18 protein-coding genes, 1 pseudogene and 1 riboswitch are annotated in these 23,111 nt (G+C 47.6%); of the genes and pseudogenes, 3 read left to right on the top strand and 16 right to left on the bottom strand.

The window, feature by feature from the left end:
* Window positions 1-267 precede the first annotated feature (267 nt).
* On the top strand, window positions 268-828 hold the full coding sequence (locus ASL14_RS13945; RefSeq protein WP_134912026.1) for an RNA polymerase sigma factor: 561 nt from the start codon (window positions 268-270) through the stop codon (window positions 826-828).
* The gene (locus tag ASL14_RS13940; RefSeq protein ID WP_134912025.1) at window positions 788-2,482 is read left to right on the top strand and encodes a DUF4179 domain-containing protein; all 1,695 of its coding nucleotides are present in this window, start codon (window positions 788-790) and stop codon (window positions 2,480-2,482) included. Before ASL14_RS13945 ends, ASL14_RS13940 begins: the two co-directional genes overlap by 41 nt.
* Before the next feature lie 109 nt (window positions 2,483-2,591).
* Here the strand turns inward: ASL14_RS13940 and ASL14_RS13935 are convergent, their stop codons facing one another.
* The 3 genes and pseudogenes from ASL14_RS13935 to ASL14_RS13925 form a co-directional block, all read right to left on the bottom strand.
* A complete protein-coding gene (locus ASL14_RS13935; RefSeq protein ID WP_134912024.1) occupies window positions 2,592-3,416 on the bottom strand; it encodes a carbohydrate ABC transporter permease in 825 nt (274 codons plus the stop codon).
* The gene (locus tag ASL14_RS13930) at window positions 3,416-4,282 is read right to left on the bottom strand and encodes a carbohydrate ABC transporter permease (protein ID WP_134912023.1); all 867 of its coding nucleotides are present in this window, start codon (window positions 4,280-4,282) and stop codon (window positions 3,416-3,418) included. Before ASL14_RS13930 ends, ASL14_RS13935 begins: the two co-directional genes overlap by 1 nt.
* A gap of 16 nt (window positions 4,283-4,298) precedes the next feature.
* A pseudogene (locus ASL14_RS13925) lies at window positions 4,299-5,530 on the bottom strand (ABC transporter substrate-binding protein).
* A gap of 166 nt (window positions 5,531-5,696) precedes the next feature.
* Between ASL14_RS13925 and ASL14_RS13920 the strand changes: the two are divergent.
* On the top strand, window positions 5,697-6,701 hold the full coding sequence (locus ASL14_RS13920; RefSeq protein WP_134912022.1) for a cellulase family glycosylhydrolase: 1,005 nt from the start codon (window positions 5,697-5,699) through the stop codon (window positions 6,699-6,701).
* 108 nt (window positions 6,702-6,809) lie between these two features.
* On the opposite strand, the gene ASL14_RS13915 is transcribed toward ASL14_RS13920, so the two are convergent.
* The 13 genes from ASL14_RS13915 to ASL14_RS13860 form a co-directional block, all read right to left on the bottom strand.
* A complete protein-coding gene (locus tag ASL14_RS13915) occupies window positions 6,810-8,192 on the bottom strand; it encodes a lanthionine synthetase C family protein (protein ID WP_134912021.1) in 1,383 nt (460 codons plus the stop codon).
* Window positions 8,189-10,072 carry an ABC transporter ATP-binding protein gene (locus ASL14_RS13910; RefSeq protein ID WP_134912020.1) on the bottom strand — a complete coding sequence of 628 codons (1,884 nt, stop codon included), beginning with the start codon at window positions 10,070-10,072 and terminating at the stop codon, window positions 8,189-8,191. The genes ASL14_RS13915 and ASL14_RS13910 overlap by 4 nt, the downstream gene beginning before the upstream one ends.
* Window positions 10,069-13,260, bottom strand: a complete 3,192-nt coding sequence (locus ASL14_RS13905; protein ID WP_134912019.1) for a lantibiotic dehydratase — start codon at window positions 13,258-13,260, stop codon at window positions 10,069-10,071. Before ASL14_RS13905 ends, ASL14_RS13910 begins: the two co-directional genes overlap by 4 nt.
* Window positions 13,261-13,274: 14 nt before the next feature.
* The gene (locus ASL14_RS13900; RefSeq protein WP_134912018.1) at window positions 13,275-14,054 is read right to left on the bottom strand and encodes an ABC transporter permease; all 780 of its coding nucleotides are present in this window, start codon (window positions 14,052-14,054) and stop codon (window positions 13,275-13,277) included.
* A 12-nt stretch (window positions 14,055-14,066) separates the two neighbouring features.
* A complete protein-coding gene (locus tag ASL14_RS13895; RefSeq protein WP_134912017.1) occupies window positions 14,067-14,867 on the bottom strand; it encodes a DUF2705 family protein in 801 nt (266 codons plus the stop codon).
* Window positions 14,864-15,592 (bottom strand): ABC transporter ATP-binding protein, encoded by a 729-nt coding sequence (locus tag ASL14_RS13890; protein ID WP_134912016.1) that lies wholly within the window; start codon window positions 15,590-15,592, stop codon window positions 14,864-14,866. The genes ASL14_RS13895 and ASL14_RS13890 overlap by 4 nt, the downstream gene beginning before the upstream one ends.
* 170 nt (window positions 15,593-15,762) lie before the next feature.
* Window positions 15,763-15,939 (bottom strand): gallidermin family lantibiotic, encoded by a 177-nt coding sequence (locus tag ASL14_RS13885; RefSeq protein WP_134912015.1) that lies wholly within the window; start codon window positions 15,937-15,939, stop codon window positions 15,763-15,765.
* A gap of 462 nt (window positions 15,940-16,401) precedes the next feature.
* Entirely contained in the window at window positions 16,402-18,504 is a 2,103-nt protein-coding gene (abc-f, locus tag ASL14_RS13880; protein WP_134912014.1) for a ribosomal protection-like ABC-F family protein, read from the bottom strand.
* A 106-nt stretch (window positions 18,505-18,610) separates the two neighbouring features.
* Window positions 18,611-18,754, bottom strand: coding sequence for an RAxF-45 family protein (locus tag ASL14_RS27390; RefSeq protein ID WP_187644841.1), 144 nt, complete (start codon window positions 18,752-18,754; stop codon window positions 18,611-18,613).
* A 52-nt stretch (window positions 18,755-18,806) separates the two neighbouring features.
* Window positions 18,807-19,985, bottom strand: a complete 1,179-nt coding sequence (locus ASL14_RS13875; RefSeq protein ID WP_134912013.1) for an MFS transporter — start codon at window positions 19,983-19,985, stop codon at window positions 18,807-18,809.
* A gap of 67 nt (window positions 19,986-20,052) precedes the next feature.
* A riboswitch (purine riboswitch) is annotated at window positions 20,053-20,152 on the bottom strand.
* A gap of 56 nt (window positions 20,153-20,208) precedes the next feature.
* Window positions 20,209-21,168 (bottom strand): acetylxylan esterase, encoded by a 960-nt coding sequence (locus tag ASL14_RS13870; protein ID WP_134912012.1) that lies wholly within the window; start codon window positions 21,166-21,168, stop codon window positions 20,209-20,211.
* Between the two features lie 12 nt (window positions 21,169-21,180).
* Window positions 21,181-22,230, bottom strand: coding sequence for a glycoside hydrolase family 130 protein (locus tag ASL14_RS13865; protein ID WP_134912011.1), 1,050 nt, complete (start codon window positions 22,228-22,230; stop codon window positions 21,181-21,183).
* 45 nt (window positions 22,231-22,275) lie between these two features.
* Window positions 22,276-23,109, bottom strand: coding sequence for a carbohydrate ABC transporter permease (locus ASL14_RS13860; RefSeq protein WP_044644298.1), 834 nt, complete (start codon window positions 23,107-23,109; stop codon window positions 22,276-22,278).
* Between the last annotated feature and the right edge of the window lie 2 nt (window positions 23,110-23,111).

The raw sequence follows: 23,111 nt of genomic DNA, 5'->3' as shown, positions 1-23,111 counted from the left end.
GGACTGTTCATTCCTTCGTGTCTAACTTCGGAAAATGTAAGAAGCCTGTAAATCTGCAGTTTTTGAGATTTACAGGCTTCTTTTGCGTTTTACCATTTCATCATTAATGGATGAGCAAGCAACCTGAAAATAATGGTACAGAAAAACATGGTACATTTGAAGAAAAGCGAAATACACCGACGCAGACGTTTAATTTTCACAACAAATGAACCTTTTTGGAGCAGCAGTTGTTATATAGGTAACCTGCACAGGAAAGGAGGGCACATATTGGAGAGCAATCGAGATTTGTTTGATCTGTATCAACGGGATGTATACCGGACCTGCTACTATATGGTACATAATGCATCGGATGCAGAAGATTTAACTCAGGAAGTGTTTATCACTTTGTTTAGCAGCAATCGCGAACATATCGAACACCTAAAAGCCTGGATTATGAAAATTACAGTAAACCATTGTCTAAATTACCTTAAACGCCGAAACAGCTTGCATATGAAGGTGTCGGCTAATCCCTATTTATTCACCGGGACCGAAAGCAAGCCCGTAGACAGGCTGGTGGAGGAGCGCGAATCCGCGGAGGAATGGGCTGTTTATATGAATCATCTTCCGGTCAAAATCCGCGCTGTGCTAACACTCCGATATATGCATGATTTCACGCTGGCGGAAATATCCGAGTTGCTGACAATCCCGCTGGGAACCGTCAAATCAAGGACGCACAAAGGACTTCGGCTAATGGAGCGAATACTGAGGGATACAGGCGCACAGATTCCCGAGCTGGAAGGAGAAAACTATGAAAAAAGTAGAACAGGCATTGAAGCGCAAATTAAATGATGATTCGGGAGTTGCCTATCCTGACTTCGAGAAGATGTGGGATCGGATGGAACAGGCAGGACAGACTGCCTCCACTTTAACAAATGCTTCCGAATCAGTCGAATCAGTTACTCCACGCCGAAACAGAAATTGGCGCAAAATAGCTATCGCTGCTTCTCTGAGCGCACTTCTCATTGCTGTTCCTGTCTATGCCGCCATCCATTATAATTGGGACAATTTGCTACACGGAAGAAGCGGCATTCAGACGGCACTAAATCAAGACCTTGGGCAGCCACTAGAGCAGTCCATCACCAGAGATGGAGTGAAACTGACGCTGCATACGGCTATTGTGGATGAGAACCGGACCGTGATCCTGTACAGCTTGAATGTGGCAAAAAGTACAGACAATGAGTTTTGGAGTGTCCAAGGCATTTCGCTTAAAAATGCTACGGGGAAAAGCGGTGAAGGGGAGTATAACTTTCAGCAATGGGACCCGAAAAACCAACGGTACAATGGGTACTTTGAAAGTGACTGGACACCGCAGCAGGAGACAGAGAACATACGGCTGACCGTAAATCGTATACAGCTCGTAAGCGGACAAGAACTGGATTTGCCAATCGATATCCAATCGTCAGAGCCGCAAACTTTCACACTGGATCGTGACGGTTTGCAGAATATGAAGGTGCAAGTATTTGAACAAGGAAAGGATAAGCTGATACTTTCCTCGGCGATTGCATTTGATTCCTCCATGCCAAAGAAATGGGAGTATCCGCAAATTACCGCCTACAAAGGCGGGGAACCTGTGATGTGGCAGCCCGGAGGTTCTTCCGGCACACCAGGAGAGAACGGGGAATATACGTCACAACAGTATTTTAAGCGAGAGGATATACCGCAAAAACAAACCACCTTCAAATTGCACTATTCAAAATTGGAGAAAAGCATAGACGGCCCCATTGTATTTGATCTCCACCTTAGCAAAAAACAAATGGAGAGCGGAACCATTAAAACCGTCCTGAATATTCCTTTGGAGAAAGGAAATCCGAATTTCACAATGGAACAGATGGTTGTCACACCTACGCAAATCCGTCTCACGATCAGAGGCAAGAAGAAATTCGCCGATATACCTTATCAAAAATACTTCCTTTCCGTAAACGGTAAAACGTTGGAGGGTAACAAATGGTCATCACCCAGTAGCACTCCTGATCTGACCACCATCCGTTTTGAACGCCCCTCCGATCTTGTGATTACCAAGGATACACCGATTACGTTTACAGGGAAATATAAGGTTACGATCCATACGGATGACAAAACGCCACAGCGTCTAACTGATATTTCTGAACAAAAACAGACGCTAACTACACAAATCGGCGGCTATCCTGTGAAGTGGACCTACTACAAGCAAGGGGCGGACTTGTTCGTAGAAACTGAAAGCGAGGACGCTCGTTTTGGCGGGATCAACCAGACCCATATTGGCTTGGGTAAAGAACGGATTTTGGGTAAACCGATCTCGGCTAATTTTACAGGGGACGGCAATAACAAAGCGGTGGATGTCTATAAGAATTTCAAGGGAACCGAGGCTTCTATCTATATGTTCTTCTATACAACGGACGAACCAGAAGCAGAGATAACTGTACCTTTACAGCCTCTGACGACCCAAAGCGAAGCATCTAAATAGTAATGCTATAAAAAGGATGTCCCATATACCTGTGTGAGCTGCGGTAAATGGGACATCCTTATTTTTCCCCAGTGAGCTTCAGTGTTTCTTGGAGTTATTTTATTTCCGCTTACTTCACGGAGCCTTGCGTAACGCCGTTGATGATCCATTTTTGTGCAATCAGATAGACGATAATCATCGGCAGCAAGGCCATCAGGTACGAGGCAAAGGCCAGATTAAAGTCTGTATTGAACTGTCCCTGGAACACATACTGAACGAGCGGCAGCGTGTACTGCTCCGGGTCGCTGATAATAATAAGCGGCAGCAGAAAGTCGTTATAGGTGGACAGGCAGGTGAGAATCCCCACGGTAGCACTGATCGGTGCCATCAACGGAAAAATAATTCGCCAGAACGTGCCCCATGTCGTCGCTCCGTCTACCGTAGCCGCCTCTTCCAGCGCCACCGGAATGGAGCGGATATAGCCGACATAGACGAACACGTTAAATGCCAGCCCGTACACCGTATGCAGCATAATCAGGCCAAACAGATTGGTCATATGAAGTCCCGAGGCCAGTTTAACAATCGGCAGCATGATGATCGGGAACGGAATGAACATGGCGCTTACAAAATAAAAATATAATCCTTTAAAAAAGCGCCGCTGCATATTACGCGCAATCGCATAAGCGACCATGGAATTGGTCAGCAGCGTCAACACTACCGTCGATGTTGTGACCACTACACTATTCTGAAAAGCACTGAAAAAGCTGGTCATTTTCACCGCACGGCTAAAATTCTCCCAATGCAGCTCGGTCGGAAAGGCAAAGGCAGAATGCGCCATCTGCTCGGGATTTTTAAGCGCAATCGTCACCGTCATATAGAGGGGAAACAGGATAAATATCGTCCCCAACGCCACCAAAAGCAGTACAGGCCAGTTGGTACGTCTGTTCGTTCTCATCAGTTATCCATCTCCCTTCCCTGGAGGAATCGCAGCTGCAAGATGGAAATCATCGCAATCACAATAAAATAAATGACAGAGTTCGCCGACTGATAAGCAAATTCCCCGCCTCTAAAGCCCCCTGTATAGATCAAGTGTGATATCGACTGTGTCGCCCGTCCCGGTCCACCGTTCGTCAAGGCCACGATTTGGTCGAACACCATGAGGGAGTTTTTCATCGCCAATACCATGTTGATCGTAAAAAACGGGGCAATCAGCGGAAACGTAATACTCCAGAATTCACGCCATTTGCCTGCACCGTCCAGATTGGATGCCTCATACAGACTTGTTGGAATGGTTTGCAGCCCGGCCAGATACAGAATCGTATTGAAGGCAATCCCCTGCCATACGGCTACAATCACAACCCCCACCCAAGCCAATTGCTCGCTGCCCAAGATGTTCGTCGACAATGAGGTAATACCTAAATTTTGCCCCCAAATCGTGAACACGTTCGAAAACAAGTAATTGAATATGTACCCGACAATCAGCACGCTCAAAATATTAGGCAGAAAATAAATGCCCCGAAAAAAGTTACGGAACCGTATTTTAGCATTCAGTCCCAGCGCAATCAGTAAACTGAGGACATTAATCGCAATCGTAACCACAATGGCAAACTTGAAGGTAAACCAGTATGCGTTCCCCACATTATCGTCCTGAAACAGATTGACATAGTTTTTGAACCCGACAAAGTGATATTGATGACCAAAGCCGTTCCAGTTCGTGAGCGAATAATAAAAGCCCTGCAAAGCAGGCAATGTCAAAAATATAAAAAACAACAGGACAGCCGGCACGGTCATCCAATAGAAAGCCGTTAGTCGCTTATTCATGACTTATCCTCCTCCCCTATCGGCGGTTAGCTACCTTATTCCATTCACTGTCCAGCTTCGCCAAATAAGCGTCGATGTCTCCGTTTTGCAGGAAGGCCTGCACAATGGAATTTAACTGTACGGCTTTCGGAATATAATGATCGGCAAAATCAATCACACGCCCGGCTTTAAAATACGGCAGCAGCTCCGCTACACTCGGATCATCCTGCGTGACTCCCTTCACTGCTGAAAACAGCGTTTGCTCCGTGATGTACTGCTTGCTGTTCTCCGGCTTGAGCAGGAAGGCAATGAACTCCTCGGCCTCTTTTTTATGCGGAGTGCTCTCCGAAACAGCTAACAGTGTATCTATACCGGACACCAGCTTGACCGCCTTTTCATCGTTCCCTGTCGGTAACGGGAAGAATCCAAGCTCCACCTTCGGGTTCGCCTTGCGGATTTCAGATATCGCCCATGAGCCCTGGATGTACATAAACCCCTGTCCATTAGCAAAGGCACGGTTCCCGTCCGCATAGTTTTTGCCAAAATTATCGCCATGTCCATATTTCAGCAGCTCCAGCTGCTTTTCCGCAACCTCGCGGTACTTGTCCTGAAAGGTGACCTGATTTGCACGTCGTTGCAGGAAAAATCAATGCCCACCAGATTCGGGCCAAGTGCATTGAAGGGAAGATTCGTCTGCCAATCATCTTTATATGTAAAATAGAATGGGATTTTGCCTGCGGCCTTGATCTTTTGTGCCGTTGCGATCAGTTCGTCCCACGTTTTGGGCACCTGTAATCCCATTTCCTTAAAAAGTGTTTTGTTGTACATCACACCATTTGCATTGGCGGCATAAGGGATTCCGTACACCGGATCGGCCCCGGTCACATCCTTGAGCATTTTGAGGTAGATCGGGTCCACGGTATGCGGCAGATCCGTATTCGCCAAATCCGTAAAAATACCGCTCTGCGCCAAAATGGAATAAGTATCGGTGGCCCCAAGCCCCACAATGTCAGGTACATCATTTTTGACAACCCGGGTCAGCAACACCGTCTCTGCCTCCGGCGGATTGACCTGTGTCACTTCAATGCCGGGGTGCTCCTGATTGAATCGGGAGATCAGCTTATCGAAGGAACCTTTGGCCTCCGGCTTGTTCTGGAAAAATTCAATCTTCACCTTGCCTGACGCGTCATCTTTATTGCATGCGCTTACAATAATCGCCATTAGAAGTATCGAAGCTAGTAATGACAGCCTCTTGCCCCATTTCCACATACTCATACCTCCTTTTCCCCTATGTCAATCTATTGCGTGACTAGACAATTAATACCCGAAGTCTATGTAAAAGAAACGATATGTCATTCCAACATCACAATAGGTGTAATATGTATTCATTTTCAACATAGGATTAACTTGACTATAGAGGAGGAGGCGTTGGTTTGTGAGAGATTGGCGGTTATATGGCAAAAAGGTACTGGTATTCGCTGTAGTGTTTCTGCTTTTTTCCGGCATTGGTTTGTTGAATGGAGGTACATCGTTTGCAGCCTCAGGGTTTTATGTAAGCGGAACCAGTCTGAAGGATGCTAATGGGAATACCTTTGTCATGCGCGGAGTGAATAACCCTCATATTTGGTTCGATACACAGGCGTATCAGGCATTGGATACCATTGCGGCCACGAAGTCCAACACCGTTCGCATTGTGTGGCAAACAAATGGATCAGCACAAAGGCTGGAGGAAATCATCAACCGAGCCAAACAGCTCAAGCTCATTTCCGTCGTTGAACTGCACGATGTTACGGGTAGCAATGACGCCAACCGTTTGAACGATATGGCCCGTTATTTCGCTGATCCAGCGGTGAAAAAGGTACTGGCCGATAACCAGAAATACGTACTCGTGAATATCGCGAATGAGTGGGGTGACCACAACCTCACCGATGCCGCGTGGCGAGACGCTTACAAAACGGCGATCACCACCCTGCGCAACGCAGGCTTGCCGAATACGATTGTGATCGACGGCTCCGGCTGGGGACAATATGCCTCCCCCATTAAGGCCCATGGCGTTGAGCTGCTACAGCATGATCCAAACCATAATTTGCTGTTCTCCGTCCATATGTACGCTAATTACAATGATTCCAGCAAAATCGGCTCTGAGCTGCAAGCCATTAAGGATAAAGGGCTGGCTGTAATCGTGGGCGAGTTTGGTTACAACTATAACAACGGCAACAACAATCTGGGTACCACCGTGAATCCCTATGAGGTCATGAAGCAATCCCAAGCCAAAGGCATCGGCTATCTGGCCTGGTCCTGGACGGGCAACAACAGCGAGAACGCATGGCTTGACCTTGTGAACAGCAGCGACTGGAAAACGCCGACGGCATGGGGCAATACCGTATTGAACGATGCCAACGGCATCAAGAACACTTCAAAGACAGCTTCGGTGTACTAAGGTCTGACTGAGGCTCACGAGGTATTGGTATTCAAAAAGGAAGATCCAGCGACCCGCTAATGGTCGATTGGATCTTCCTTTTTATCGATTAAAGCTTATATCTCCGTTTTAGCGAATTAAAAAAGCAGCGTCCCACTCCGGATTTTCTCCCCCAATCAATGAAGCCAACACCAAAGCAACACCCGCACTGCCATTCAGAAAACCAGCCTCATCCACTTCTTCCATTCTTCCAGCCAGTAGACTGTGATCATAAAAACCAAACAGCGATTCAGAATCGAACATATTTAATACATCTTCCAGTAGCCTATTCCGCATCGCACCTAGCTGCTCATGTCCGGTATCTGAATACATACGCTGAACCAATTGCAGCAATCCTCCGACACCATGACACAATGTGGCAGAGGTTAATCCCCCGTTGCGATAAAGCCGTTTTTCTATATCCAAATAGGCGCGAAGTCCCGTTTCAATCCATTCTTCATTTTGAACTGCTTGTCCTGCCAGCCAGATCGAACGTGCAATGCCTGGTACACCGTAGCACCAAGAATCACGATGATTTTGAGCGCTGTCCGGCAAAGGTTGATCATCCAGCCACTCCTCAAAAGAAACCCGACCAGGCCAAATTATGCCTTCTTTATCCTGAACGCGCCAATGATGTATAAACTTGGCCAGTTTATGTATATCGTTCACTAAAAGAAGGGAGTCCGCTCCATGTAGAGCAGATAGACTCAGAAAACATAAGGGACCTGCAATACCATGCGAAAGTCCTAAATTGAAATTCCCCTGAGGATATTGTAGCTTTTCATTCTCCTGAAACTGATGTTCTGAGGAAATGTGCCAGCCAGGTACAGAATGGCCATTCCTAATTCGGTCGCTGCACATCACTTGAAACAACTCAATGGTCTGGTTCCATACCGTACGCATAGTGGGGCGGTCAGAAAATAACATGGCGATGCGTCCTATCCCCGTAAAACCTGATATGGCGTCATACTGACTCATTTGTAGCTGTCCTTTTTCCCATTGCTCTTGGCATAAAGCCACACTATGCAGCGCGGATTCTTCGAACCAGGAGGCGAGAGTGTCCAGCATCCCTTGATAGCGCGTACCCTTTCTCGATAAGGAGCGAATGGCCAGCAAAATACCTGCTAACCCACTATACAGCGACAGATCATGGATACCTTGCTGTTCCATGACCAAACGAATCCGCTCCAGATATTGATGTCCTACCCTATCCCAGCCATCCTCGGGATAGAGTCGATCCAACTGACCCATCAGCAAACATATGCCCGTAAACCCGCTTCCCAAGCTTTCATCTGACCAACGCTCAATCTTCATTCCGTCAGATTCGATCGGAGGTACTTTTTTCATCCATAAACGAACCTGCTCTGGGTCTCTATAACGCTCGGCAATCTCCAGCAAGACCGCAGATATCCTATCTTTCATTTCCCCCTCGACGGGTATCCAACTGTCGCATGTATATGAAATCGTCGTCATCCTGAAACTCTCCCTCCGGCTTCGATTAAGGAATCCTCTTCACTGAACGAACTGGCCTGAATCCTATACATCTCTGCATACAACCCATCCAGAAAGATCAATTCCCTATGGGTCCCCTGCTCCACAATTAAACCATTATCCATCACCACAATTTTCTGAGCCAGACGTGCTGAGGAAATGCGATGAGTAATAAAAATTCCGATGCTGTCTTTCATTAAATCCAGAAACAAGACGAGCAAGTCCCTCTCTGCCACCGGGTCCAAAAAAGAACTAGGTTCATCCAAAATATACACATCCGCTTTCCGTAAAAAGGCCCTTGCGATAGCCACCCGCTGCCACTGGCCTCCCGAGAGCTGGTAGCCATCCTCGAACCATTTTCCAAGCTGTGTGTCCAAGCCCTGTGGCAATTGGGTTATAATGCGGTCTATAGCTGCGTATTCGGCAGCATGCATTAGCTCCTCATCCTGCCCCATATGCTCCAGCGAACCAAAGCCGATATTGTGACGAGCAGACATTTCATAATGCATAAAATCCTGAAATACCACGCCTATTTTCTCCTGAATCTGTTCCAGATCGTAATCTTGAACAGGACGCCCATTCAATTTGAACACACCGCTGTAATCCGAATAGAGCTGCATCAGCACCTTCATGAGCGTTGATTTCCCTGAACCATTTTTCCCTACAATGGCTATGGTCTGGCCTTTATCCATTGTTAAATGAATATCCCGAATGGACGGCTCGGTTTGACCGGGATAGGTAAAAGAAACGCCTTCTATTGAAATTTGCTCAATACCAAAGCCGGTACTGCATTCCGGGCGGATCGGAAGCGCCTGTTCCCGTTGACGACGAACCGGATCCGATGTGGGTAACTGTAAAAATAGAAATAACTGCTCCATATACAGATTGTTTTGCGAAAATTGGACAATCCCCTGAATCAAGGCCTGCATCTGGCTTTGGGTCAGCATAATAGCTTGAATGTAGCCGTATAAACTGCCTATTAATAATTTTTGCTCAAAGGTTTCCCGAATCGCCAGCCATACGACCCATAGCAAAACCGTCAGCTCCAGTAGGCTATACAGAAACGTAATCCTAACCCTTTTGCCCAATATTCGTCTGTCCTCTACAAAAAATCGTTGTAATAAAGCCCCGTATCTTTTCAGCAAATAAGGTCCCAGATTAAACATTTTCACTTCCTTGACCGCACGATCATTGGTCAGCAAATAGGTCATATACCAGGACTCCCGATATAACGGGGTACGATTCATGTAAATTTCAAACTGTTCTTTATTTAATTTGAAAATGGAATACACAGATACCAAAGAGATTATAAAAAGAATGACGACAACCCACCATTTCCATAGGAAGAGCAGCGTTGCAGAAGACAGCATGGTAACCAAGCTCGATATAATGCCTGCCATTTGAGTGTATAACTGATACGGACGATAAGAAGCCTCTTGAGAAGCCCGCTTTAGCTGATCGTTGATCTCCGAATTTTCATAATCCGCCAGTCCCAAGGAACCTGACTTTTCTCCGATCATAATATTCAGGGACTTGGACAGTACAGCTTCAAGCGTGCCCTCTACATAGCTTTGACTCATCGTCACCACACTTTTTAATACATGAATGGCTATAAACAGACCAAATTGAAGCATAATCAGGGAGATGCCCCGCGGGCTGGAAGAAACAATGCTATTGAGCAGATTTTGCATAATAATCAATGTAAGAACAGGCATCAAGCCTTGGACGATGTGCAAAAAAATACTGGAAACCATATACGGCTTATTCATGCCAAATACCAGTCTAAAAAGCTTTAAACCTTGTCGTATGGACCTCCAGATGGACTCAACCTCAAGCTTTGTACTTTCCTGCACGCTGCTCATTGGCAATTCCACCGATACTGAATCAAGCTGTGCATCGCATGTCTGGCCATAATCATCACCTTACGTTCCCGATCCCTGTCTATCCCTAGTAATCGGTTTAGATGCATATGGATCACACTATATACGATATCATCTCTTGTATTGGTGGCTCCCCCCTTCGCTTCCTGTTCATGGATCACACGGTTATACCGCGCTACCGCTTCTTTTCTCATGTTAAAAATACTCTCTATGGAGTCACGGCTGGATTGAATCGAATTTAGATTTTCCTGATCCGATGCCATCCATTGTAAAAAGAACTTTCTTTCCTTGCGGAAATCATCCAAATACTCTTTGACGTCAAAATGCTGATTCAGGAGCTTGAAGGTATCTTCCTCGCTGTACCCAAACTGAGACAGGAGGTTAATGACGCTTAGGATTGCGATCACATCCTGCTGCAAGGAGGTCTGGTTGAACCGGATCAGATGTACAAGCCTAGCCGCTACCTCACTGTCGCAGGAAAACATTCGCTCCGCGCACGCCATAGGCTCCTTACCGCCGTAACGCTCTATTTCAGGTTCATAGGTATCAATGACCACTCTGGATATCAATCCTTCATGCAAAAGCGTCTCTGTCCATTGATGGAACAGGGAAAGGAACGCATTGCCCTCCCGATTCTCCGACTGTTCGAACCGAACGCGAATATGCTTATCTGGATCAGCATAGCGGATAAAGTAGCCCTGAAGGATCACACTACTATCTTGTTGCTGGCGCACAAAATCCTCCCAGTACCCACCAATAAACTCATCCTGCCGACTGTTCATACCATATAGCTTCGCGTAGAACCAGCGGCTACCCGGCAAATAAGCAAAGGCCACTTCTGTGGGGTGGTGATTGGTTTCCTCCTGATCTATATATAGGGAAGCAGCCACTTCTTCTCCAAAACGATGCGCATCAACAACCTGGTTGCGACGCACGAGCGGAAACACAAATTCGGCCGCTACACGGCTACCGCTGCGAGAAACGGGCATATCTTCGACTGCACCTATATGCTCAATCAGAGTGACTTTGCCTTTGGATTGAAGCTCCTTGCAAATCTGCTCCATATGCAGCGGGTGTTCCATATCCAGCAGAATGCGATTATCTAATTCAATCATGTACACATAACGCGGCAGACTCCATTTTTTTTGGAACTGACGCACCCACTTCTCAAAAAGCCCCGCGTCCTTGGATGCATCCAGTGTTGAATCACATATCATTCTCCATGTCGCCGGGTGAAGAATAATATGCTCATATCTTAGACGCGGAGTAAAAGGAGCGTGCGCGACGAACCCCCACTCCATAGGCGACCAATGTCGGTAACCGTCGTCGCTGACCTCCAAGAGAAAGCGGTATATGTTAGGGGTCAATTCCGCATTGAGCATATGTCCGGCTCTGGCAATGATCTCACGATTGCGGCTCATCGACTTCAAATAGAAATGGTCGTTCCGTACTCCTACGGCGAGGTCCGAAACATGAATTTGCCGTTCCTCTGGTATGATGTGATTGGTTCCTATTGCAATTTCATAAGGCCGGGTGTGCTGCGTTAACACCACATTCGCCGTTCTTCCCGAGCTAGGCAAGTAGGATATCTCAGCCAGCAACTTTTCAGGCTGTAATCGTTGCTCTTCTAGCTGAATTTGAGAGAATAGGTCCGCAAAAGGCTGCCCAAACAGGTCCAAAAATCTCCCGAATGTCTTCCCCGCCCCATCAGACCCCTGGTTAGGTCCTAACAGCAAGGTATATTCGCCGCGATCCACAGCCAGTTGGTCCGAGGCAGAAAGCTGAAAGATCAATTCCATAGAAGGTGCTGCGAGCCATTTCCCCTGCTCCTGCCCCTTTACAATTTCGTCTATCATGGCATCTGTCAGCACGACTTCATTCTTTCCTTCATGAATGCAGGACACGAACCATTGAAATAAAAGCTTTTCATAATGCGTTCTCGACTTGGATGGAGACATATTCTCTAGTCGCACTCGGCGGCTCAGGGGATGCTTGTAGCTTGCGGGAGCCCCTAAGCCCGTATCCTCATCCAGCAGTTCCAGCAAGGGAATCTCTCGGTACGGACCGTACTTCTCCAGAAATTCCACACAAAATTCGTCCAAGGGTCTGTTTTCACGCGTCGAAAGCTTGGTCAACAAGTCAGCAACACGCTCAACATCTTTACGAATGGCGTGCGGAAGGGACATCCCTCGATCCTCCATAGACAGGTCGATTTGCAAACTGGATTTCACACTGAACATATCGTCCATGTAGCGTCTTAATTCAGCCAGAAATTCTTCTCCCTGACCGATAGGTAAACCATTATATTCATGAATAGCATCTGCAATGTAAATAAGCTTTTGTTTGAATTCATCCATACCCGTTACGTGTTTCAAGGTGGATAGTATATGATTTAGCGGGTCAGGAGTCGTCGTAGGAGGAATAAGCTCAGAAATCAGAAATTCTTGCTCAAATAGCTGCCACACATAACGGTCAATCGTTTCAGGACTAGCACCCACAAATTCCTTTTGGAGATGATCGACCAGTTCCAGATAAGGAATGGGGACCGAGCTTACGTCCATCACACAATCAAACACTTGGGTCGTACGAACGGACACACTCTGATCTTCACCGTCAACCATACTTCCATGCCTTGTCGTATAGGGAATTTTAGCACGGTTGCCCTGACGGTAAATTAAGGTGTTACGCTGAATCCTTAACTGACGTACCACCTCTTGACGGCCTTCGATCAGCTCCATCACTTTCAGCAGCCACTCCATGTCGGGTCTTGCACGCTTTTGATAAGTATCCGTCCCTCGTAAACAAAGCTGTGATTGTTCCGTGAATTGCCCGTATGTGACCCCCGATAACAAGCCGAACGGTGTGGGTCGTGTCATCATTCTGATGATATAGCGCATGAAGGCTTTGATGACCTGTCCCTGTTTGCGCGGATTGTCCGGGTTGCTAATATGTAATAAAGATTCAAGCAACGTAGGGCTGGAAGCTGCCAGTGCTTCACGTATGAATGGGTTGCTGGACCATTCGGATAGATGATGCAATGTGACCTCTCTGACATTCTCATCTTCTCCGACACAGGTTGGAAAGCATTTTGCAAACTCTTCTATAGGCAGCACCGGGGTACGGAGCATAAAGAAATCTAAGGTTTTATAAAGGTTTTCTTTCGTCTTCATGTGAAACCTCCGTTCTAAACCAAGCTTCTAGATAACCTTTTTTGCCAACGAGTGAAGCTAACGATGGAGCACAGTAGTACAGTCATACCTAAACACATCCAGAATTTGAAGGAACCATCCACTCTTAACGCAAGCAGAATTTGCTGAAAAGGGTCCATTAATACCACAAGCGGCTTGAAAATGGGGTAGAGAAACATGGATAAAGCCAAAATGGCAATAAAGGCAAACAAAGGTCTGGAGATGAACAAGCACACGACACTACTCAGCATGAGCTTTGCCAGACAAACCAGCGTGAGCAACAGATAAAACGCAAGGGTGTATGAGACAGCTTCCGTTGAGGTGGAGGGTAATGTCGAACCGTATTTAAAAAAGGTAGCGGCGTTCGGGAACAACATCCACCCGGCAAACACACCTATAAGCAGGGTCGTTCCTGTAAAAAATATCGTCGTAACTGATAATGCGAGCAGCTTACCCAACCAGAATTGAAAACGCCGGTACGGCCGCAATACGTATAAGCGATACGCACCAGAATGAATATCCCCGCTTAACTGATCCACATACAAAATGGGTAACATCGCCGTGATCAGAAATAAGGAAACTTCACTCATCATGAGCCACGGCAAATTCAAATTGTTAACAGCAACAATCCCTTCCCCGAACCGGAACCTCATTGTATCTGTTATTTTCAGGCTCCAAATGTTTGCAATAACGATAAGTACAAAAGCTATATATAATAAAATTGTGGATTTTCGATTCCATATCCGTTCCATTTCACTTCGCCAAATTCCCAGCATACAAAGATCCTCCTAATACAAATAATCACCGGCAGCAAAACGACGGTATGCGGCCCACGTAAAAAAGATTAAATAAAAAGCGACAACTGTGGTAATCGCCCCATTCACAGACCCATTTCCCTCCAGCGATCCATCCAGCCCTGTATATTGCATATAAGGAATAAGCAAAAAAGCAATGACATCGTGTAAATATGAAGTATGAGGGGCAAGGGAAGCTAATTTTAGGTATAATCCATCAAACAGCAAGGCACCCAGATTGTAAGTCATACAGGCACCAATCGCATACGTTACACTTTTGCTGCACATAGCAATAAAGGAATAGAGGGAGCTTATAGCGAGTAGCGAAGCAAACGCCCAACCGTAATATTCGAATACATAGATCCATTTATTCCCTAGAAAACTAGTTTCACCTAGATCGTATGAGGATTTCCATACTTCAACGATCACCTGCGAGGATACCGCAAAAACCACTAGAAGAAGCAAAATAGAGATGTTAACCACGAATAGCTTGCTCCAAAATATCTGGCCACGGGTAAATCGACGCATAAATAGCAAACGCATCTGCCCACTCCGAAATTCTTCTGTATACACAGCAGCAACCAAGGCAGCTACGGCAATATTGCATACTAAATACAAATTTTCACGCAAGCCTGTAACCATAAAGCTTTTAGATAATACCTCCATAGGAACCTTCATAATGCGTAGAAAATATCCCCCTGTAGAATAAGCCAACACAGGTGTACATAAAATCAGGAGCCAGAACCATTTCCTTTTCCACAATCTTTCAAACTCGCTGTAAATGAGTAGCTTCATAGTCCCATAAGCCCTATAAAGGCATCCTCCAGCCGTTGACCTTCCTCAACCAGTTGATCAGCAGGCCCCTTCCAAACTAGCGTTCCCTCTTTGATGACAATCAGCTCGTCACACATTTGCTGCAATTCATCCAGCAGATGACTGGAGATAAAAAAAGCATAATTCGCTGAATCGCGCAAACGAAGAATAATATCTCTCAGCTCTCGCATTCCCATAGGATCAAGGCCATTGGATGGCTCATCGAGCAGAAGGAGCTCCGGACTACCCAGCATAGATTGGGCAATACCAAGCCGCTGCTTCATCCCCAGAGAATAAGCTTTGACCTTGTCATCTCCCCGCGATTCCAGCCCCACCCTTTTTAGTAGCTCCTCAATATGATTCTCCCGATCCGAAGATTTAATTTCCATGTGCAGCCGAGACAAATTACGCAATACCTGTCTGCCTGTCATATAATCAAAAAAGACCGGGGATTCAATGATAGCGCCTACTTTAGACAACGCCTTTTCCCGGTCCGTCTGCACATCGTAAGAGGCAATCCTTACAAAGCCGCTAGTTGGCTGCATGAGTCCTGTCATAATCCGCATCATCGTCGTTTTCCCGGCTCCATTCGGTCCGATGAAACCATATATCTTCCCTCTTTCAAGCTCGAAGGAAATGTTATTTAACAAATCTCGTTTCCCCATTCTTTTGGTTACCTGCTGGACTTCCAATAAGGCATCAGACATACGTTTTCCTCCATTACCAAACCGATATAAAGGATGTTTCCAACCGTTTCACAGCTGAAAAATCCATGTTTTTTTCAAGGAAGAAGAAGGGATTTCTAGGTCCCTTCTTCTTTTGCTTGATTATTAATATACAATAGCCATTCATTATTTTTATAAAGGCAACACTTGGATTAACAAAGTGAACCGACGTTGGTAAAGCATTTGTTTCCGCAGGTTGCAACACAACTGGCAGCTGTTTTGCCGCTACCGCATCCGCTAGAACATGCCACAATGCTCAATACTTGAGGTTCCACAGAACCTTGAGATTTGTTTACTTGAACATCCAGATCAAATAAATTGTCAGCCATTGCATTCTCCCCCTTTCGTTTTTAGTCGTACCCTTCATTTTCAACGAGCTGCCAAAAATTCGCCCGTCGAATGATTTCCCTTCTTTACAACGTAAAGAAGGATTTATATGAACAACACCCCGACCAGATCGTCACCCACTCGAAATATTGCCATATACTACGTGGACAATTTATATGTATGTTCTTTGTTGGCAACCAAAACTTCTTTTAACAAGGTTGTATAATATCTCTATAGACACAAGAATATCACATGTTGCAAAATGAAAAAGGTATATACCAAATGCATGAATATAATTTATAAATATTCATTTATATTAATATGTGGTTATTAATTATCATTCGGTGTTTCTATAAACCGTACCCAAATAGCCCTGCGGCGAACGTTCTACCTCAGGGCTATGCTTTGTATAAAATTATACCTTTGTTGCTCTAGCAATGCTCATCCAGTGACCATCCCGCCACCTACTCCAGTTCAATCCACTCGCCGAGCAGCGTGTCCAGCTCCGCTTGCAGCCGCTCACGCGCATCCCACAGCTCCGCCATATGCGACGTGTCGTCGCTCGCGCCGAGCTGCTCCAGCTCGGCATCCGCCGCCGCCAATTCCGCTTCCTTGGCGGCAATCGCCCGCTCCAGCCGCTCGCTGGATACGGCGGGCGTGCGGGACGGCTTCGCGGCCTTCGCTCCGCGTGCCCCCGTGCCAGCGGACGACCCGCCACCTGCGGCGGACGAGTCCAAACGGCCTGCCGCACCCGGACGCGTACGGCTCGCATCGGCCTCGGCAGGCGCTCCTGTCCGCGCAGCCGAAGCCGTTCCGTTGCTGGCTGCACTGGCAGATGCTGCCCCGCCCAAGCCTGAGCCGCCACCTGATGCGGCTCTGCTTCCGGATGCCGTGAGCCCCCCGGCATCTCCTGTGCTCAGGAAGCGGGCGTGTTCCAGCTCCCGCTTCTTCGCCCGGTAATCATCGAAGCCGCCCAGATAAGAGGCCAGCTTTCCGTCCTCCAGCTCCCAGACACGCCTGGCCAGCTTATTCACAAAATAACGGTCGTGCGAAATCGCCAGCACGGTTCCTGTGTAACTATCCAGCGCTTCCTCCAGCGCCTCACGTGAGTCGATGTCCAAATGGTTGGTCGGCTCATCCAGCACCAGCAAGTTCGGCTTTTTCATGACCAACAACGCCAGCCGCAAGCGGGACCACTCACCACCGGACAGCATGCTAACAGGCTTAAACACATCTGCTCCGTAGAACAAATACTTCGCCAGCAGCCCGCGTGCCTCGCCTTCCTCGACACCCGCTTCTTCCTTGAAGTACACAAGTACGGTCGCACGACTGTCCCGCTCTCTTTCCTGCTGCGCCAAATATCCATACTCCACGCGTGCGCCCCATTGCACCATGCCTGCATCCGCACTCTCCTGACCGAGCAGCAGCTTGAGCAGTGTCGTTTTTCCCGAACCGTTATCTCCTAACAGAGCCACCTTTTCCCCGAATTCCAGACTTCCTGTAGCACCGTTTAATATCTGGCGCTCCCCGTAGGCTTTGGCCATTTCTTCGAAATGCAGCACCCGCCGGCCCGAACGGTCCTCCAGCCTCAAATTAAACTCAGCCCCTTGCGGGTCCAGTACAGGCCGCTTCACCAGCTCCATGCGCTCTAATGCTTTACGGATCGAGTTCGCTTTTTTAAAAAACTTTTCGTTATCCCCATTGCGTCCCCACTCTTCAAAACGCCGAATGGCCTCTTTCATCTTCTTGATCCGCTTTTGCTGTTCCTTGTAGTCCTCGAATTGCAGCAGCAGCCGTTCTTCCTTCTCCTTGACGTAGCCACTGTAGTTTGCATAATACGTAAACGCCTCGCCATCCTCCAGCTCAATCATCTTGACGGCAACGCGATCCAGAAAATATCGATCATGGGATACAACCACACACGCGCCCGTATAGCCTTGCAAAAATTGCTCCAGCCATTCCAAACCTTTTAAATCCAGATGGTTGGTCGGCTCATCCAGCAGCAACAGATCCGGTCGTCCAATCAACTGGGACGCGAGTGCAATTTTCGTTTTCTCCCCGCCGGACAACGAACCAAAGCTGCGCGTATACATGGCTTTGGGGATACGCAGCCCGTCGGCTACCTGATCGATATTCGCATCCATTTCATAGCCGCCGCTTCGCTCAAACCGTTCCTGCAAGGCGGCATACAATTGCAGCAGCTTTTCCAAACGATTTGCATCCGAAGCTACTACCGGATCGGACATTTCACGCTCCAGCTCGCTCATCTGATTGCGGCAATCCTTCAGCTCTCGGTAGGCGTAAGCCAGCGTTTCGTACACGCTCAAGTGCTCAAACTCCGCCGGGATTTGCGGCAAATAGCCGATTTTCGTATCCTTGGCGATGACGAGCTGCCCTTCATCCGGTCGGGATAAACGCGCAATAAGGCGTAGCAGGGTGGTTTTGCCGCTTCCGTTGCGGCCGATGAGCCCCACCTTTTCCCCCGTATGAATATCAAACGATGCACCGTCCAGAATCAGATTGGCACCGTGGTATTTTTTCAATTGTTGACCGTTCACAATATACATGTCTAGGCTCTCCTTTATTTAGGAAGACCCTTACCCGCGCAACACAAAAAGAGCCGCAGGAGCTAGTAGCCCGCGACTCTTTGGATGATACAGCAATCCGTTCGAGTTAAGGTAGGCGTCTTCTCGCGATGTTTACAACCGTATGATTAAAATTGGACAGACTTCTCCCGTTGAATGGAAAAGCATGCATAATGCCAGCCATAGCAATCGGCAGCTGGCTAATACGGTTGTTCAGCATCTCGTGATTCACCTACCTCACCTCCTTCTTCATAATTGGGTGTAGTATAGCATATCTTCTCGCCTTATAAAAGAGGGCGATGCCCACTAACTGTTTGCGATGCTCCGCTTCTCGTAATCGAAAATATGCCGCATACAAAAGCGACAATCACAAAGGCACCGCCTACCCAGGCGTTCGTGGCAACTGATTCACTATTCTCAATTACCGCACCGCCCAAAGCCGAACCGAGAGCAATCCCGATCTGGAGAGCAGAGAAATTGAAGCTTTGCTGAATACTTCCTGATTCGGGGGCATTTTCGATGAGATAGCTCTGCATCGGCGGAGACAAGGCCCAACTTAATATACCCCAGATGATCAGCAACGGCGCAAATACATACATCGAGTGAACCGAGAATGGCAGCAAGAACATCACGGCGATAAATACGCCCACAATGATCAAAATACTTTTCGCTGTGCCAAAACGATCCGCCAAAGAGCCGCCAATAAAACCGCCCCCAACGGCCGAAAGTCCAAATACAAAATAGGCTACACTAATCCACGATGCGTTCAAGCCCATCATATTCTCCATAAATGGAGTGAAATACGCATACAGTGTGTAATGACCCGCCAACGTTAGCGTAGTCACCAGATGTGCACTAATCACCTTCACATTTTTCAAGGATTTCAGTTGCTCGCGCATCGGCACGACATGTTCCGTCGGAATCCGCTCCATAAACAGATTCATGACGATCATAGCAACTACCGTCAACACGGCGATAATCAGGAACAGCACCCGCCAACCAAACGCATTTCCAATCAGCACCCCGGCTGGAATGCCAAGCACGATAGAGGAGCTAACCCCCATAGAGATGACTCCGAGGACGCGGGCCTGATAAGCCTTGGACACCACTTTGACCGCAATGGTCAGTGACAATGTCACGATCAACGATCCACTTGCGGCGGTAACGATACGGGATATAAACAAGACCGCATAATTCGGGCTCCAGAAGGCCAACAGGCTTCCCAGAATAAAAATAAACATCGACCACAAATACAGCCGTTTTCGTTCAATTCTGGCGGTCAGCGCCAATAAAGTCGGCCCGGCGATAGCATAGACAAGCGCGTAGATCATAATAAGCTGTCCCGCCGTGCTTACGGAGACATTCAAATCCTGCGCAATCTGGGGCAGAACGCCACCAATAATTAACTCCACCAGTCCCACCGTAAAGGTCGCAATCGTTAAGATAACTACTTTAAAGTTCATTACATAAGCTCCTTTGCTATCATGTAAATCCCTCGATATACGTAAAAAATCCTGACCACAAGAAATGTACAAGACGCACATTTTTTGTAATCAGGATTTATCGGTTCCTGGTAGAGACCCTCAAACCATATTATTGAGGTTATACAAATGGGACATTCATTGATCACGCATCACGAAGGTTATAGACATTACTATAAAGGAGCCTAACTCGAAGTTCAACCCCCTAAAGCTGTAAAAATTCACTCATGGCACGATCCGATAGATACGGTAAGTATTCATGGCCGTATTCGTGATACAGGAGCATTTCCTTGTCCGATACGATTTTATTGTGCACCGCATACTGCGTGGAGGGTGGGCAAACCGTATCCGACAACCCCGTCACAAATAGCACCCGACCGCGAATACGGTCTGCCAAATGTTGAATATCGATGTAGCCTAATCGGTGAAATAACTCTTCCTCGCGCACATGATTCGGATCGAACCAGCGAAAATAATACACCAGCTCCTCATATGCGGATGTGGTGGCATCCAGCGCCCAAGCTCTTTTATAGTCCGACAGGAACGGATATACCGGAACCGCTACACGCACACGTGGCTCCAATGCAGCACAGGCAACTGTCAATGCTCCCCCTTGGGAGCATCCGAACGCGCCGATTCGATCAGGGTCTACCTGCTCCATTGACATCAGAATACGCACCGTCTGTACCGTATCCAGAAATACATTGCGGTAATAGAGCCGATCCGGGTCCGGGTCGTCGATTCCCCGGATGATATGCCCGCGAATCGTCGTTCCCTGAACCTGCAAGTTGTCCTCAGACAAACCGCCTTGCCCCCGACAGTCCAGAGCCAGCACGGTAAATCCATGTGCTGCATAGCTCACTTTATCGAACCAGTCGCCACTGTCACAGGAATATCCGTGAAACATCGCCAAAGCCGGACCTTTTTCTGTAAAATGCTTGGGTCGGACGAGCTTTCCATGAACCTTCGCTCCGCCTACTCCTGTAAAATACAGATGAAAGCACTCCACCAGCGGAGAGACAAAATCGGCTGGCTCCAGCGTATAATCCAGCGGCTGCCGCTCCAGCTCCTGTAGCGCCCGTTCCCAGTACGCATCAAAATCCGGCGGCTTCGGACTACTGCCCGTATACGACTGCAATTGCTGTAAAGACATATCCTCCGGCATTCAAGTCCCCTCCTACATCCGGCCCGACTCATGGTCGTCTGCGACCACTTCATCCGTTGCGATGACATACTTCATCATGTCGGATACTGTCGTGTATGCGACACCTACATACGTGTCGGCGGCTCCATAATAAATTGCAATCCGTCCGGTGTCCGCATCATGCAGCGTAGCACACGGGAATACCACATTCGGCACAAAGCCCCGCTCCTCATACCACTCTTCCGGGGTCAGCACGAAATTGGAGGAACGATATTTAACTTTAGACGGCTCATCCCGGTCAAGAACGACTACTCCCATGCTGTATACCAGCCCATTACACGTGCCCGTCACCCCGTGGTAGAACATCAGCCAACCATCGGTCGTCTCAATCGGAGCCGGCCCGCCGCCAATCTTCACCGATTGCCACCAGCCCTGTCCGCCCTTGCTCATCACATGACGGTGCTTGCCCCAGTACACCAGATCCGGACTTTCACTGAGAAAAATATCACCAAACGGCGTATGACCGCTATCGCTCGGACGGGATAGCAACACGTAGTTTCCGTTTAGTTTGCGGGGGAATAGCACACCGTTTCGATTAAACGGCAGGAACGGATTTTCCAATCGTACAAAGCTTTTAAAATCCTTCGTTTGCGCTATCCCTAACGCAGCACCGTAAAAATCTGTACACCAGATGATATAATACGTGTCCTCCACTCGGACCAGACGCGGATCGTAAGCATAATTGGGCTGGTAATCGTTCCCTTCCTCATCGACCAAATGCAAACGTTCCGTTTCAATGTCCCAAGCCAACCCGTCGTCACTCCAGCCCAGATGCAAATGCGGGCGTCCATTAATCGTTTCCGCCCGAAACACCCCCACAAACCGTCCCTCATACGGAGCTACTGCACTGTTGAAAATACGGGCAATGCCCGGCACCGGATTCCGTCCAATGACCGGATTCTCAGTATGTCTCCATACCGGAGCCTCACTGCCTTCAGGCTTATCTTGCCACGGCATTTCCGGCAGACTGTCTCCCACAATTCGTACGTTACCTACATCCAAATCCACATTCAATTTACTCATACATATGCTCTCCTCTCACCGAGACACTTGATTTTATCAATTTTTCTATTTCACTGAACCCTGTGCAAATCCGTTATAGATATATTTTTGTAATGCCAAAAATGCAATTAACGTCGGAATAATAGCAATGATTATACCCGCGCTGATCACTTCCCATTGCGAGCCATACGGCCCTTTAAACTTGAACAACGCCGTCGAAATGACCTGAAGGCTTGTTTTCGGCATATACAGAAACGGGGTGTAAAAATCGTTGTAAATATTAACCCCTTTGATAATAATGACCGTCACAATGGCGGGCTTGAGCAGGGGCAAAATAATGCGCCAGTAGATGGTCAGATAGGAGGCACCATCCAACATGGCCGATTCGTCCAGTGCCACCGCAATGGAATCCAGAAATTGCAGAAAAATATACACCGCAATAATATCGGTTCCCAAATACAGCAAAATAGCTGCCCAAGGCGTGTTAAACAGTTCCAGCTTGTTGATAATCTGGAATGTCGATACCTGTGTCGTTACCCCCGGAATGAGGGTTGCGAGCAAAAACGCACCCAGCATGAGACTTTTGCCTTTAAATTTAAAACGATTCAAAATATACGCGATCATAGAGCCGGTCAACGTCGCGCCGATGATCGAAATGATCAGAATAAAGCCCGTGTTCACAAATCCGGTCAGCATGTTGCCGTTCACAAAGGCTTTGGCATAGTTGGCCCAATTGAACCAATTGTCCGGAGGAGTCAGAGGACTGGTAGCCGCATATTCAGCCTTTGTTTTCAAGGAAGCAAAGAAAATCACGACAATCGGAAGCAGTGCGACGAACGCACCCAGCAAAAGCGCGGCATACTTGATGCTGTTCGCCAGCATTCTTTTTAACATATACACGG

It is taken from the genome of Paenibacillus sp. IHB B 3084 (genome assembly GCF_001447315.1).
Classification (GTDB): Bacteria; Bacillota; Bacilli; order Paenibacillales; family Paenibacillaceae; genus Paenibacillus.
The sequence above is the reverse complement of the archived record's forward strand: the minus strand, read 5'-3'. Positions and strand labels throughout refer to the sequence as shown.